Genomic DNA, 14,244 nt, shown 5'->3' with positions numbered 1-14,244 from the left:
CCCGGCTACGGGGGCGGCCCTTCGCTATGATCGCCGAAGCCGAGCCGCCGCACGAGGGGAGCCGCGATGAGCCTGCCGCCCGGCCTCGCGATCGAGGACGCCGTCCCCGAGGACGCGGGCGAGGTCTGGACCCTGCAGCGCGCGGCCTTCGTCGACGAGGCCCAGGCCTACGGCGATCCCTTCATCCTGCCGCTCACCGAGTCCCTCGACCAGGTCCGCCGCTTCGGCGAGTCCGGGGGAGTGCTGCTCAAGGCGGTCCTGGAGGGGCGCATCGTGGGCGCGGTCCGCGGCCGGGCCGCCGAGGGCGTCGCCCTGGTGAGCAAGCTGTGCGTGGCGCCCGACCTGCGCCGCCGCGGCATCGCCCGCGCGCTGATGACCGCGCTGGAGGACCGCGTCACCGCGGCGTTCCCCGCCGTCACCGGGTTCGCCATCGCCACCGGCCACGACAGCGCGGCCAACCTGCGGTTCTACCGCGGCCTGGGCTACCACGAGACCCACCGCGAGCGCCTGGCCGACCACCTGACCATGGTCCACCTCCGCAAGCCCGTCCCCGGCCGCGCCGCCGCGTCGGGAATCGGCTAGGGGCGGCCGTGCTGCGCGTGGGACTCACCGGGGGCATCGGCTCGGGCAAGAGCGCGGTCGCCAGGCGGCTGGCCGAGCACGGGGCGGTCGTGGTCGACGCCGACCAGATCGCCCGCGAGGTCGTGGAGCCGGGCACCCCCGGGCTGGCCGAGGTCGTCGCGGAGTTCGGCGAGGAGGTGCTCACCCCCGAGGGCCGGCTCGACCGCCCGCGCCTGGGCGAGATCGTGTTCTCCGACTCCGCCCGGCTGGCCCGCCTGAACGCCATCGTGCACCCCCGCGTGGCCGCCCGCACCGAGGAGCTGATGGCCGCCGCGCCCGTCGACGCGGTCGTGGTCTACGACGTCCCCCTGCTGGTCGAGAACGACCTCGGCGCGCTCTACGACGTGGTCGTGGTGGTCGACCTGCCCGAGGAGGAGCAGGTGGCGCGGGTGGTCGCCAACCGCGGCATGCCCGCCGACCAGGTCCGCGCCCGCATCAAGGCCCAGGCCACCCGCGAGCGGCGGCGCGCCGCCGCCGACGTCGTCATCGACAACTCCGGCACCCCCGCCGACCTCGACCGGCGGGTCGCCGAGCTGTGGGCCGACCTGAGCGCCCGCGCCTGAGCCGGGGGAGCGGGGAATCCGCCGCGCGCGGCCGGTGTTGTCGCACCCGGGCTATACCGTGGAAGGACCAGTGGTCCCGAGGGGAGTGAGGCAGCGTGCGGCCGGTCACCGACATCCAGCGCAAGATGGCGCCGTTCGAGGTCGTCTCGGAGATGACCCCGGCGGGCGACCAGCCCGCGGCCATCGCCGAACTCACCCGCCGGGTCCGCGCCGGCGACCGCGACACCGTCCTGCTCGGCGCCACCGGCACCGGCAAGACCGCCACCGTGGCCTGGATGGTCGAGCAGCTGCAGCGGCCCACCCTGGTCATGCAGCCCAACAAGACCCTCGCCGCGCAGTTCGCCAACGAGCTGCGTGAGATGCTGCCCAACAACGCGGTGGAGTACTTCGTCTCCTACTACGACTACTACCAGCCCGAGGCCTACGTCCCCCAGACCGACACCTACATCGAGAAGGACTCCTCGATCAACGACGAGGTCGAGCGGCTGCGCCACTCGGCCACCAACTCCCTGCTGACCCGGCGCGACACCGTCGTGGTCGCCTCGGTGTCGTGCATCTACGGCCTGGGCACGCCGCAGGAGTACGTCGACCGCATGGCCGCCCTCGAGGTCGGCATGGAGATCGACCGCGACGACCTCCTGCGCCGGCTGGTGCAGATGCAGTACACCCGCAACGACATGGCGTTCACCCGGGGCACCTTCCGCGTGCGCGGCGACACCGTCGAGATCATCCCGGTCTACGAGGAGCTCGCCATCCGCATCGAGATGTTCGGCGACGAGATCGAGCGGCTGCTCACCCTGCACCCCCTCACCGGCGAGGTCCTGGGCGAGGCCGACCACATGTACCTCTTCCCGGCCTCCCACTACGTCGCCGGCCCCGAGCGCATGGAGCGCGCCATCGCCGGCATCGAGGCCGAACTCGCCGAACGCCTCACCGAGCTGGAGAACCAGGGCAAGCTGCTGGAGGCCCAGCGGCTGCGCATGCGCACCACCTACGACCTGGAGATGCTGCGCCAGGTCGGCACCTGCTCGGGCATCGAGAACTACTCCCTGCACTTCGACGACCGCGCGCCCGGCAGCCCGCCCAACACCCTGCTGGACTACTTCCCCGAGGACTTCCTGCTGGTCGTGGACGAGTCCCACGTCACGGTGCCCCAGATCGGCGGCATGTACGAGGGCGACGCCTCCCGCAAGCGCACCCTGGTCGACCACGGGTTCCGGCTGCCGTCGGCGCTGGACAACCGCCCGCTCAAGTGGGAGGAGTTCGTGGAGCGCATCGGGCAGACCGTGTACCTGTCGGCCACGCCCGGCCCCTACGAGCTGCGCCAGAGCGGCGGCGACGTCGTGGAGCAGGTCATCCGCCCCACCGGCCTGGTCGACCCCGAGGTCGTGGTCAAGCCCACCGACGGCCAGATCGACGACCTCGTGCACGAGATCCGGCTGCGCGCCGAGCGCGACGAACGCGTGCTGGTCACCACGCTGACCAAGAAGATGGCCGAGGACCTCACCGACTACTTCGCCGAGCTGGGCATCCGCGTGCGCTACCTGCACAGCGAGGTCGACACCCTGCGCCGGGTGGAGCTGCTGCGCGAGCTGCGCGTGGGCGAGTACGACGTCCTGGTGGGCATCAACCTCCTGCGCGAGGGCCTGGACCTCCCCGAGGTCTCCCTGGTGGCCATCCTCGACGCCGACAAGGAGGGGTTCCTGCGCTCCTCCAGCGCGCTGATCCAGACCATCGGCCGCGCCGCCCGCAACGTCGCCGGGCAGGTGCACATGTACGCCGACAACATCACCGACTCCATGCGCAACGCCATCGACGAGACCAACCGGCGCCGCGCCAAGCAGCTGGCCTACAACGAGGAGCACGGGATCGACCCGCAGCCGCTGCGCAAGCGGATCGCCGACATCCTCGACTCCCTGGCGCGCGAGGACGTCGACACCGAGGAGCTGATCGGCTCGGGCTACCGCAGCCCCAAGGCTCCGGTGCCCGGCCTGGCCGGGGCGGGACAGGAGCGCTCCAAGGACGTCAGCGCCATGCCGCGCGCGGAGCTGGCCCAGCTCATCGACCAGCTCGGCGAGCAGATGCACCAGGCCGCCGCCGACCTCCAGTTCGAGCTGGCGGCGCGGCTGCGCGACGAGATCAAGGAGCTGAAGCGCGAGCTGCGCGGCATGGACGCCGCCGGGGTGAGCTGACCCCGGCTGACGCTGCGTCACCGGGCGGCGGGGCCGGGGCGGGCGGGCCCCGGCCCCGCCGGCGTGTTTGCGCCGCGCGCCCGGGCCGGTAGAGTACTCCGTTCCCCTCTCGCCCCCTCCGGCGCGCTGAAGTGCGGAAATGACGAAATCGGCCGCCGAATGACACGCAGAGTGAATTGCGGTGCGCCATGGTTACGCTGCGCCGTTCGCGCTGGAGGTGACCGGCGAATGCATGTGCCGACGCCGCGTGCGTTCGCCGAGTTCGGGCGCGTCCGCGCATTTCAGCGCCCCTTCTGCGGGGCCGGACCCCCGTGGTGGCAGGGGATCCCGATCGGCTACCGTAGGGCGGACCGGGCTTTGTCGCCGATGAAATTGCACGGCGACAATTTCAAAACGATCCGGGGAATTCTCGCCGGGTCGGCGGGCGAATGCGCGCCGAAGGCGCTACGGTCTTTGTGTCCGTGTTGCAACGGTATGTGACCGCTGATCGGTCGCCGGCACGCCGCGTCGGCGGGCGGAAGGCAGGTATGCGGTATGCGCGGCCAGGGAGGTGGGATGGGCGGTTATGTCGCTCGGGTGCGGCATGACGAGCTGCCCGGCAGCGGTGCCGAGTTCGACCGGCTGGTGAACTCCGCGGCCCAGCGCTGGCGGGCGGTCGACCCGCTGCTGCCCGCGCCCACGCGCCCCCGGTCCAGCACCTATCCGCTCCTGACGGTGTGCGACGAGAACGGCGAACCGGTCGCCGCCGGCACCATGCGCTACACCTGGCACCAGCCGGGCGAGGTCGGGCGCACCTGGGGCATGCCCGACCAGCACTGGCTCACTCCCGTCGTCGGCGGCCCCGACCCCCGCCGGGCCCTGGACTCCCTGCTGTCGAGCTGGCGCGACCAGCTGCAGCAGCTGCCCACCGGCACCGGGTCGGAGTCGGCCGCCCTGCTGACCTGGCCGGCGCGCGACGTCAGCGCCGTCTCCGCGCTGCAGTGGCACGGCCTGCAGCCCTACAGCGTGCTGGCCGCCCGCGAGCGGCGCCGCGGCGTGCCGCCCTCGCTGCCGCCCCGCGACGTCACCATCCGGCTGGCCGACTCCCAGGACCTCACCCAGATCGTCAGCCTCCTCATGGAGGAGCACCGCTACGAGGAGCACTTCGGCGGCGTGTTCGTCCAGCCCGAGACCGCCGAGCAGACCCGCGGCGTGGCCGCCCGGTCGCTGGCGCGCTCGCCGTCGTGGATCTGGCTGGCCGAGCGCCGCGGCCGCCCCGTCGGCCTGATCTGGGTCTCCCCGCCCGACCGCGCCCGCTGGGCCGCGCCGCTGGTGCGCAGCGCGCCCGCCGCCCACATCGGCTACGGCGTCGTGGCCGAGGAGGAGCGCGGCCGCGGCATCGGCACCGCCCTGGTCAGCCACGCCCACCAGGCGCTGGACACCCACAACGTGCAGGTCACGCTGCTCAACTACGCCATGCTCAACCCGCTGTCGGGCCCCTTCTGGAACCGCATGGGCTACCGCCCGGTGTGGACCACCTGGGAGGTCCGCCCCGCACTCGCCCTGCGCTGACCGCGCGGGCCCCGCCGCACTACCCTGGGCGCAAAAGGCGCCGCCGTGCCGGGCGGCGCCGCGGGCGCGCGACGAAGGGCGGACGGCATGGCGGCGGCGGAGCGGGTGGAGATCGTCGAGGTCGGGCCGCGCGACGGCCTGCAGAACGAGGACACGCCCCTGTCGGTGGCGGACAAGGTCGAGCTGATCCGGCGGCTGGTCGAGGCCGGCGCGCGCCGCATCGAGGCCGTGAGCTTCGTCAACCCGCGCCGGGTGCCGCAGATGGCCGGGGCCGAGGAGGTCATGGCGGCGGTCCCGCGCACCCCGGGCGTCTCCTACATCGGCCTGGTCCTCAACCGCAGGGGACTGGACCGCGCGCTGGCCGCCGGGGTGGACGAGGTCAACGTCGCCATCCCCGCCACCGACGAGTTCTGCCGGCGCAACCAGGGCACCACCGTCGAGGAGATGACCGCCGCCTTCGCCGACATCGCCGCGGCCGCCGCCGAGGCCGGCACCCCCGTCAGCGCCACCGTCTCCACGGCCTTCGGCTGCCCCTTCGAGGGCGAGACCGACCCCGGGCGCGTGGCCGCCGTCGCCCGTGCGGCCGCCGAGGCCGGGGCCGTCGAGATCGCCGTCGCCGACACCATCGGCGTGGGCGTGCCCCGCCAGGTCGCCGACCTGCTCGCGCGGGTGCGCGCGGCGGCGCCGGGCGTGCGGCTGCGCTGCCATTTCCACAACACCCGCAACACCGGCTACGCCAACGCCCACGCCGCCCTGGAGCACGGCGTGGACGTGCTCGACGCCAGTGTCGGCGGGTTCGGCGGCTGCCCGTTCGCGCCCGGCGCGACCGGCAACATCGCCACCGAGGACCTCGTGTACCTGCTGGACCGCAGCGGGGTCGCCACGGGCGTCGACTCCGCCGCCACCGCCCGAACGGGCACCTGGCTGGGGTCGCTGCTGGGCAAGCCGCCCACGGCGCTCCTGGGGCGCGCCGGCGGGTTCCCCGACTGAGGTCGCGCCCGGCGGGCCGCGTCCGGGGCGTGTATCGGCCCAGGTGCCCGGCACTGTTATCCTGGTGGCCCGTGGAGTCCGAGGTCGCCGACGACCAGCCTGACCGCGGCACCGGGCACCGCACGGACGTCCGATCGAAAGCGGGACGGCCGTCGCCTCACGACCACGGGAGCATCATTTGGCATCCGCCGCGAGCACCAAACACCTCTTCGTCACTGGCGGTGTCGCCTCCAGTCTCGGAAAGGGCCTGACCGCCTCCAGCCTCGGGCGGCTGCTGAAGTCGCGCGGCCTGCGGGTCACCATGCAGAAGCTCGACCCCTACCTCAACGTCGACCCGGGAACGATGAACCCGTTCCAGCACGGCGAGGTGTTCGTCACCGACGACGGGGCCGAGACCGACCTCGACATCGGCCACTACGAGCGCTTCCTCGACACCGAGCTGTCGGCGTCGGCCAACGTCACCACCGGCCAGGTCTACTCCAGCGTGATCGCCAAGGAGCGCCAGGGCGCCTACCTCGGCGACACCGTGCAGGTGATCCCGCACATCACCAACGAGATCAAGGCGCGGATCTACGCCATGGAGTCCGCCGACGTCGACATCGTCATCACCGAGATCGGCGGCACGGTCGGCGACATCGAGTCCCAGCCCTTCCTTGAGGCGGTCCGCCAGATCCGGCACGAGATCGGCCGCGACAACTGCTTCTTCCTGCACGTGTCGCTGCTGCCCTTCCTCGGCCCCTCGGGCGAGCTGAAGACCAAGCCCACCCAGCACTCGGTGGCCGCCCTGCGCAACATCGGCATCCAGGCCGACGCGATCGTGTGCCGCGCCGACCGGCCCATCCCGCAGAGCCTCAAGAGCAAGATCAGCCTGATGTGCGACGTGGACGAGGGCGGTGTGGTCTCCACGCCCGACGCCCCCTCGATCTACGACATCCCCAAGGTGCTGCACCGCGAGGGCCTGGACGCCTACGTCGTGCGCCGCCTGGGCCTGGCCTTCCGCGACGTCGACTGGACCGAGTGGGACGACCTGCTGCGCCGCGTGCACCAGCCCGCCCACGAGGTCACCATCGCCCTGGTGGGCAAGTACATCGACCTGCCCGACGCCTACCTGTCGGTGACCGAGGCGCTGCGCGCCGGCGGGTTCGCCGAGAACACCCGCGTGGACCTGCGCTGGGTGGCCAGCGACGACTGCGCCACCGAGGCGGGGGCCGAGCGGGAGCTGTCGGGCGTCGACGGCGTGCTGATCCCCGGCGGGTTCGGCGTGCGCGGGATCGAGGGCAAGCTCGGTGCCATCCGCTACGCCCGCCAGAACCGCATCCCGCTGCTGGGCATCTGCCTGGGCCTGCAGTGCATGGTGATCGAGTACGCGCGCAACGTCGTGGGCCTGGAGGGCGCCAACAGCGCCGAGTTCGACGACAAGGCCAAGCACGCCGTCATCGCGACCATGGCCGACCAGACCGACGTGGTCGCCGGCGAGCGCGACATGGGCGGCACCATGCGGCTGGGCCTGTACCCCGCCGACCTCGCCGAGGGCTCCCTGGCGCGCGAGCTGTACGGCCGCGCCCAGGTCTCCGAGCGGCACCGCCACCGCTACGAGGTGAGCAACGCCTACCGCGACCAGCTGGCAGAGGCCGGCCTGGTGTTCTCCGGGCTCTCGCCCGACGGCCGCCTGGTGGAGTACGTGGAGCTGCCGCGCGAGCAGCATCCGTTCTTCATCGCCACCCAGGCCCACCCCGAGCTGCGGTCGCGCCCCACCCGGGCCCACCCGCTGTTCCACGGGCTCGTCTCGGCCGCCCTGGAGCGCTCCGCCGCGGTCGGCCGCGCATGAGCGCCGCCGGCCCCGGCGCCGCCGCGCTCGCCGACAGCCCGGAGTCCTGGCCGGTCGACCGGACCAGCGAGGTCTACCGGGGCGCCAAGACCTCCACGGTGGTCGACTGGGTGCGCATGCCCGCCGCCGGCGGCGGGCACGAGACCGTGCCGCGTGAGCGGCTGGAACACCCCGGCGCCGTCGCCGCGCTCGCCCTGGACGACCACGACCGCGTGCTGATGATCCGGCAGTACCGGCACGCCGTGCGGCACCGGCTGTGGGAGCTGCCCGCCGGCGTGCGCGACGAGGAGGGCGAGCCGCCGGTGCGCACCGCCCAGCGCGAGCTGGCCGAGGAGGCCGGCTACCGCGCCGAGCGCTGGTATGAGCTGGCCGACTTCTTCCCCTCGCCCGGGTTCTCCAGCGAGCGCATCCAGGTGTTCCTGGGACGCGGGCTGCACGCGCTGGACGAGGCGGAGGTCGCCTTCACCCGCGAGCACGAGGAGGCCGACCTGGCCGCCGCCTGGGTCCCGCTGGCCGAGGCCGAGGCCGCCGTGCTCGCCGGGCGCGTGCACAACGGCGCCGCGGTGATCGGGGTGCTGGCCGCCGCCGCGGCCGCCCGCGCCGGGTTCGCCGACCTGCGGCCGGCTCCCGACGCCGACTGAGCGACCGCGCCCCGCGCTCGCGCCCCGCCGCGCGGGGCGCGAGCGCGGACGGGTTGTCCGCATTGCGGGCTACCTGGGAGTGCTTGGGGATGCTTGGGGAGGCTTGCGCGCATATCGCCGTGTCGCCCGGCGAATGTCGGCGCCGTGTGGCATGATCGGCCGCGTTGACCTCCCCAGCGGCGGAAGACGGTGATCGTGACAGCGGCCGAGCGGCACGAGTCCCCTGCGCGGCAGCCCGGTGCCGCGCTGGTCTCGGTGGTGCGCGGCTACCTCGACCACCTCGCCGTCGAACGCGGCCTGGCCGACAACACCCTGTCCTCCTACCGCCGCGACCTCAACCGCTACCTCGCGTTCCTTGCCGCGCGCGGTGTCACCGCGCTCGACGGCGTCACCGAGTCCGACGTCACCGAGTTCCTGCGCCGCCTGCGCGAAGGCGACCCCGACCACCCGCCCCTGGGCACCAACTCCGCCGGCCGCGCCGTGGTGGCGGTGCGCGGGCTGCACCGGTTCGCCCTGCGCGAGGGGATCACCGCCGCCGACCCCGCCGGGGGCGTGCGCCCGCCCGCGCCGCCGCGTCGGCTGCCCAAGGCGGTCTCGCTGGACACCATCGAGTCCCTGCTGGGCGCGGTCCCGGCCGAGGGCGACCCCCGCGCCGCCCGCGACCGCGCCCTGCTCGAACTCCTCTACGGCACCGGCGCGCGGATCTCCGAGGCCGTGGGCCTGGACGTCGACGACCTCACCCGGGTCAGCGCCGGGGAGGCGGGCTCGGGCGAGGTCAGCGTGGTGCGGTTCCGCGGCAAGGGCGGCAAGGAGCGGCTGGTGCCGATCGGCCGGTTCGCGCGCGGCGCGGTGGAGTCCTACCTGGTGCGGGCCCGCCCGGTGCTGGCGGCGTCGGGCCGGGGCGTGCCCGCGCTCTTCCTCAACGCCCGCGGCGGGCGGCTGACCCGCCAGGGGGCGTGGTCGGTGCTGCGGGCCGCGGCCGAACGCGCCGGGCTCACCGACATCTCGCCGCACACGCTGCGGCACTCCTTCGCCACCCACCTGCTCGACGGCGGCGCCGACGTCCGCGTGGTGCAGGAGCTGCTGGGGCACGCCTCGGTGACCACCACCCAGGTCTACACGATGGTGACCGTGGACCGCCTGCGCGAGGTGTACGCGGCCAGCCACCCCCGGGCCAACGCCGCCACGTGACCCCGCCGCCGGCCGTCCGGCGCCGCCGCCGCCGCGAACCGGCCCGCTACCCGCGGGCGAGGCCGTAGAGTGTCGCGTTGAATCATTGCGTGCCGTCGTTCTAGAGTCGCCGCACGACGGTTGGTCGCTGTCGACATATTGAGTTTTTCCGACGGCCGGCCGCGCGGGGCGCCCAACCGCCCGGCGCCGGCGGGTCCGTAGGGAGGTCAAGGGTTGTGAGCTGGTCGGAGTACGACGACGCGGAGCCGGTCGGCCCCGTCGACGAAAACATGCCGGACTCCCCGGCGAGCAACCCATGGGGGGAAACGCGCAGCACGGGGGCGGCACTGCAAGCGAACAGACCGAAACCGGAGTTCCCGGTACCGGCGCCGTTGGACAGCCACGGTCCGGCACGCATCGTAGCACTGTGTAATCAGAAGGGCGGGGTCGGCAAGACCACAACGACGATCAACCTCGGCGCGGCGATCGCCGAGTACGGCAGGCGGGTGCTGCTGGTCGACTTCGACCCGCAGGGCGCGCTGTCGGTGGGGCTGGGGCGGCTGGATCCGCGCGAGCTCGACCTCACCGTCTACAACCTGCTCATGCAGCGCGACGTCACCGTCGAGGACGTCCTGATCAAGACCGACGTCGACGGCCTCGACCTCATCCCGAGCAACATCGACCTGTCGGCGGCCGAGGTCCAGCTGGTGGGCGAGGTCGCCCGCGAGCACATGCTCTCGCGCGCCCTGCGCCCGGTCATCGACGACTACGACGTCGTGCTCATCGACTGCCAGCCGTCGCTGGGCCTGCTCACCGTCAACGCGCTCACCGCCGCCGACGGCGTGATCGTACCGCTGGAGTGCGAGTTCTTCGCGCTGCGCGGTGTCGCGCTGCTCATGGACACCATCCAGAAGGTGCAGGAGCGGCTGAACGAGCGCCTGGTCATCGACGGCTTCCTGGGCACCATGTACGACCCGCGCACCCTGCACGCGCGCGAGGTGCTGGCCACCATCATCGACGGGTTCGGCGACAAGGTCTACGGCACCGTCATCAACCGCACCGTCCGCTTCCCCGACGCCACCGTGGCCGGGGAGCCCATCACCCGCTTCGACTCGTCGTCGGCGGGTGCCAACGCCTACCGGGAGCTCGCGAAGGAGGTGCTGGCCAGGTGGCCAATCAGCGGACACGACGTGTGACGCTGCCGGGCGCCGACGAGCTGTTCTTCCGGTCGTCGGAGCCCACCGGACCCGAGCCCGCACCATCGGCGCCCGAGCCGCCGGCCGCCCGCTCGGCCGGGGCCTCCGGCACCACGCGGCCGGTGCCGCGCGCCCGTCCGGCGCGTCCGCCGCGGCCCAGTGGCCGCCAGCGCCACGACGAGAAGATCACCGTCTACATCTCGGCGCCCGAACTGCTGGCGCTGGAGCAGACCCGGCTGACCCTGCGGGGCGACCACGGCCTCACGGCCGACCGCGGCCGCATCGTCCGCGAGGCGGTGGCGGTGCTGCTGGCCGACTTCGAGGAGCACGGCGCCTCCAGCATGCTGGTGCGGCGGCTGAGCGAGACGTGAACAGGGCACCGGTTCAACGGTGCCACCCTGGAACGATGACCCAGACCAGCCCGGCCTCGCCGCGGGCGCGCCCATGAGCGCTCCCGGCGGCGAGGCCGTCTCCGACGGCGGATTCCAGGTGCACCTGGACAACTTCGAGGGGCCCTTCGACCTGCTCCTCGGGTTGATCTCCAAGCACAAGCTCGACATCACCGAGGTGTCGCTGTCGAAGGTCACCGACGAGTTCATCGCCCACATCCGCGCCCACGAGGACGACTGGGACCTCGACCAGGCCAGCCACTTCCTGCTGGTGGCCGCCACGCTGCTGGACCTCAAGGCGGCGCGGCTGCTGCCGCGCGGCGACGTGGAGGACGAGGCCGACCTCGCCCTGCTGGAGGCGCGCGACCTGCTGTTCGCCCGCCTCCTGCAGTACCGCGCCTACAAGGAGGCCGCCGCCGTGCTGGCCGGGCGCCTGGCCGCGCAGGGGCGGCGCTTCCCGCGCGCGGTGCGCCTGGAGCCGCGGTTCGCCGAGGCGCGCCCCGACGTGTTCATCAAGCTCGGCCCGCAGGAGTTCGCGATGCTGGCGGCGCGGGTGTTCACCCCCCGCGAGCCGCCCAGCGTCCCGGTGACCCACATCCACCAGACCCGCACCTCGGTGCGCGAGCAGGCCGAACTGGTGGTGCGGGCGCTGCGCGAGCACGGGCGGCTGACGTTCGCCGAGCTGACCGCCGACTGCGCCGGTACCTTCGAGGTCGTCGCGCGGTTCCTGGCGCTGCTGGAGCTGTACCGGGCGGCCAGTGTGGGGTTCGACCAGCCCGAGCCGCTGGCCGAGCTGGTGATCACCTGGACCGGCAGCGCCCAGGGCGCGATCGCGGTGTCCGACGAGTTCGACCAGGCCAAGCGCGAGGGCGAGGACGAGGAGTGAGCGCGGTGGAGCACGAGGAGGCGGTGGCGGACCGGCCCGCGGCGGCCGGCGGCGACGGCGCGGCGGAGCTGCGCCGCGACCTGGAGGCCGTGCTGATGGTGGTGGACCAGCCGGTCGCCGAGTACGACCTGGCGCGGGCCTTCGACCGCCCGGTCGACGAGATCGCGCGGGTGCTCGCCGAGCTGTCGCGCGAGTACACCGCGCAGGGGCGCGGGTTCGACCTGCGCCAGGTGGCCGAGGGATGGCGGTTCTACACCCGGCCCGAGTGCGCGGCCGTGGTCGAGCACTTCCTCAAGGAGGGCCAGGAGGTCCGCCTGACCCAGGCCGCGCTGGAGACGCTGGCGGTGGTGGCCTACCGCCAGCCGGTGTCGCGCGGACGGGTCTCGGCGGTGCGCGGTGTGAACTGCGACGGGGTTATGCGTACCCTCGTACTGAGGGGCCTGATCGAGGAGGCCGGACAGGACCCGGAGTCCGGCGCCCTGCTCTACCGCACCACCACCTATTTCCTGGAGCGCCTTGGCCTTCGCGACCTCGGTGAACTCCCCGACCTCGCCCCCTTCCTGCCTGACGACATCGAAGGTTTTGACGACACCGGTGAACACGCCACGTAAGAACTCCCGATCCCGCGGTGAGCGGGACCACGACGACCGCCGCGCCGAGCGCGGCCGGTCCGCCCCGCGCGGTGAGCGCGGCGACCACGACACCTCGGCCCGGGGCCCGCGCGGCGGCGCCCGCGGGGCCTCCGGCTCTACGGGGCGTGACGGCAACCGCGGGGCGGCCCGCGGCTCCTCCGGCGACCGCTTCGCGCGGGGCGGCCGGGCGGAGCGGTCCGACCGCGCCGGCGGCGGCGCTCGGGGCGAACGCCCCGCGCGCTCGGGCGGCCCGGGCGGCTACGGGCGCTCCGCCCGCGACGATCGGCCCGGCCGGGGCGACTCCCCGGCGCGCGGCGGCCGGCCCGCCCGCGACGACCGCGGGGCCCGCGGCGAGGGCCGCGACCGCGACCGCCGGGACCACCGCGAGTACCGCGACCAGCGGGAGCGCGCCGACCGGTCCGACCGGTCCTCCCGCGACGACCGATTCGAGCGCACCGACCGGGGCGGGCGCGGCCGGCCGGGCGAGCGCGCCGGCTCGGCCCGGGGCGCCGACAGCCGCGCTCGCCGGGGCGCGGACCGCGCCGATCGCACCGCCCGCACCGACCGGTCGGAGCGGTCCGAGCGTCCCGCGCGCTCGTCCTCCCGCGTCTACACCCGCCGCGACGACCACAAGTTCCGGGCCACGGGCCGCGGCCCGGCCGCCCGCGACTTCCGCGACAGCCGCGTGCCGCGCGGCGGCGGCCAGGCCGAGCGCGACCTGTCCCCGGCGGCGCGCGCCCGGCTGAACACGCTGCGCGCCGAATACGACCCGCGCGACGACGACCGCGCCGACGACGACCGCGACACCTACACCGACGTCCCCGGCGGCATCCGGCTGCAGAAGGCGCTCGCCCAGGCGGGCGTGGCCAGCCGCCGCGCCAGCGAGGAGCTGATCGTGGCCGGCCGGGTCACCGTCGACGGCCACACCGTGCGCCGCTTCGGCGCCCGGGTCGACCCCGAGGCCTCCGAGATCCGGGTCGACGGCATGCGCGTGGTCACCGCCCCCGACAAGCTGTACTTCGCGCTGCACAAGCCGCGCGGCGTGGTCAGCACCATGTGGGACCCCGAGGGCCGCCCCACCCTGGCCGACTACACCGGCCAGACCGAGGAGCGGCTCTTCCACGTCGGTCGGCTCGACACCGAGACCGAGGGCCTGATCCTGCTGACCAACGACGGCGAGCTGGCGAACCGGCTCACCCACCCGCGCTACCGGGTCGTCAAGACCTACATCGCCAAGGTGCCGGGACCGGTGCCGCGCGAGGTGGTGCGCGAGGTCCGCGGCGGCGTGGAACTGGAGGACGGCCCGGTCGAGGTCGACTCCTTCCGCGTCGTGGAGAACGGCGAGCCGCAGGCGCTCGTGGAGGTCCGGCTGCACGAGGGGCGCAAGCACATCGTGCGGCGGCTGCTGGACGCGGTGGGGCACCCGGTCTCCGACCTCGCGCGCACGCAGATCGGCCCGGTGGGGATCAACACCCTCAAGCCGGGCACCATGCGGGCGCTGACCGCCAACGAGGTCAGCGAGCTTTACACTGCCGCGGGTATGTGATCATCCCGGCGGCGCGCGGGCCCGACCCGCGCGCCGCCG

General features: G+C 73.8%; 13 protein-coding genes. All 13 read left to right on the top strand.

From position 1 onward, the window contains the following. The first annotated feature begins 66 nt into the window (after positions 1-66). Positions 67-582, top strand: a complete 516-nt coding sequence (locus HNR12_RS05075) for a GNAT family N-acetyltransferase (protein WP_179766403.1) — start codon at positions 67-69, stop codon at positions 580-582. A gap of 8 nt (positions 583-590) precedes the next feature. Next, positions 591-1,184, top strand: a complete 594-nt coding sequence (gene coaE / locus HNR12_RS05070) for a dephospho-CoA kinase (RefSeq protein ID WP_179766402.1) — start codon at positions 591-593, stop codon at positions 1,182-1,184. A 95-nt stretch (positions 1,185-1,279) separates the two neighbouring features. Beyond that, positions 1,280-3,376 carry an excinuclease ABC subunit UvrB gene (gene uvrB / locus HNR12_RS05065; RefSeq protein ID WP_308118660.1) on the top strand — a complete coding sequence of 699 codons (2,097 nt, stop codon included), beginning with the start codon at positions 1,280-1,282 and terminating at the stop codon, positions 3,374-3,376. Positions 3,377-3,931: 555 nt separating this feature from the next. Further along, complete coding sequence (locus tag HNR12_RS05060; RefSeq protein WP_179766401.1) at positions 3,932-4,927, top strand: GNAT family N-acetyltransferase; 996 nt, start codon at positions 3,932-3,934, stop codon at positions 4,925-4,927. An 87-nt stretch (positions 4,928-5,014) separates the two neighbouring features. Further along, positions 5,015-5,917 carry a hydroxymethylglutaryl-CoA lyase gene (locus HNR12_RS05055; RefSeq protein WP_179766400.1) on the top strand — a complete coding sequence of 301 codons (903 nt, stop codon included), beginning with the start codon at positions 5,015-5,017 and terminating at the stop codon, positions 5,915-5,917. Positions 5,918-6,095: 178 nt separating this feature from the next. Continuing rightward, positions 6,096-7,745 carry a CTP synthase gene (locus tag HNR12_RS05050; RefSeq protein WP_179766399.1) on the top strand — a complete coding sequence of 550 codons (1,650 nt, stop codon included), beginning with the start codon at positions 6,096-6,098 and terminating at the stop codon, positions 7,743-7,745. Then, positions 7,742-8,386, top strand: coding sequence for an NUDIX domain-containing protein (locus tag HNR12_RS05045; protein WP_179766398.1), 645 nt, complete (start codon positions 7,742-7,744; stop codon positions 8,384-8,386). The genes HNR12_RS05050 and HNR12_RS05045 overlap by 4 nt, the downstream gene beginning before the upstream one ends. A 192-nt stretch (positions 8,387-8,578) precedes the next feature. Further along, on the top strand, positions 8,579-9,577 hold the full coding sequence (locus HNR12_RS05040; protein WP_179770414.1) for a site-specific tyrosine recombinase XerD: 999 nt from the start codon (positions 8,579-8,581) through the stop codon (positions 9,575-9,577). A gap of 215 nt (positions 9,578-9,792) precedes the next feature. Then, positions 9,793-10,752 (top strand): ParA family protein, encoded by a 960-nt coding sequence (locus tag HNR12_RS05035; RefSeq protein ID WP_179766397.1) that lies wholly within the window; start codon positions 9,793-9,795, stop codon positions 10,750-10,752. After that, the gene (locus HNR12_RS05030; protein WP_179766396.1) at positions 10,749-11,123 is read left to right on the top strand and encodes a hypothetical protein; all 375 of its coding nucleotides are present in this window, start codon (positions 10,749-10,751) and stop codon (positions 11,121-11,123) included. The genes HNR12_RS05035 and HNR12_RS05030 overlap by 4 nt, the downstream gene beginning before the upstream one ends. A 73-nt stretch (positions 11,124-11,196) precedes the next feature. After that, the gene (locus HNR12_RS05025; RefSeq protein ID WP_179766395.1) at positions 11,197-12,027 is read left to right on the top strand and encodes a segregation and condensation protein A; all 831 of its coding nucleotides are present in this window, start codon (positions 11,197-11,199) and stop codon (positions 12,025-12,027) included. A gap of 23 nt (positions 12,028-12,050) precedes the next feature. After that, positions 12,051-12,638: an SMC-Scp complex subunit ScpB gene (gene scpB / locus HNR12_RS05020; RefSeq protein ID WP_308118661.1), complete on the top strand. Its 588-nt coding sequence runs from the start codon at positions 12,051-12,053 to the stop codon at positions 12,636-12,638. Then, positions 12,622-14,205 carry a pseudouridine synthase gene (locus tag HNR12_RS05015; protein ID WP_179766394.1) on the top strand — a complete coding sequence of 528 codons (1,584 nt, stop codon included), beginning with the start codon at positions 12,622-12,624 and terminating at the stop codon, positions 14,203-14,205. The genes scpB and HNR12_RS05015 overlap by 17 nt, the downstream gene beginning before the upstream one ends. Positions 14,206-14,244: the final 39 nt, after the last annotated feature.

Source organism: Streptomonospora nanhaiensis, assembly GCF_013410565.1.
GTDB classification, from domain to species: Bacteria; Actinomycetota; Actinomycetes; order Streptosporangiales; family Streptosporangiaceae; genus Streptomonospora; species Streptomonospora nanhaiensis.
This window is presented reverse-complemented; position numbering and strand designations above follow the sequence as displayed.

Bases quoted from the DNA above. Each gene is read 5' to 3' on its own strand.
- HNR12_RS05075 (WP_179766403.1), top strand. From the start codon at position 67: ATGAGCCTGCCGCCCGGCCTCGCGATCGAGGACGCCGTCCCCGAGGAC.
- HNR12_RS05060 (WP_179766401.1), top strand. From the start codon at position 3,932: ATGGGCGGTTATGTCGCTCGGGTGCGGCATGACGAGCTGCCCGGCAGC.
- HNR12_RS05055 (WP_179766400.1), top strand. From the start codon at position 5,015: ATGGCGGCGGCGGAGCGGGTGGAGATCGTCGAGGTCGGGCCGCGCGAC.
- HNR12_RS05045 (WP_179766398.1), top strand. From the start codon at position 7,742: ATGAGCGCCGCCGGCCCCGGCGCCGCCGCGCTCGCCGACAGCCCGGAG.
- HNR12_RS05025 (WP_179766395.1), top strand. From the start codon at position 11,197: ATGAGCGCTCCCGGCGGCGAGGCCGTCTCCGACGGCGGATTCCAGGTG.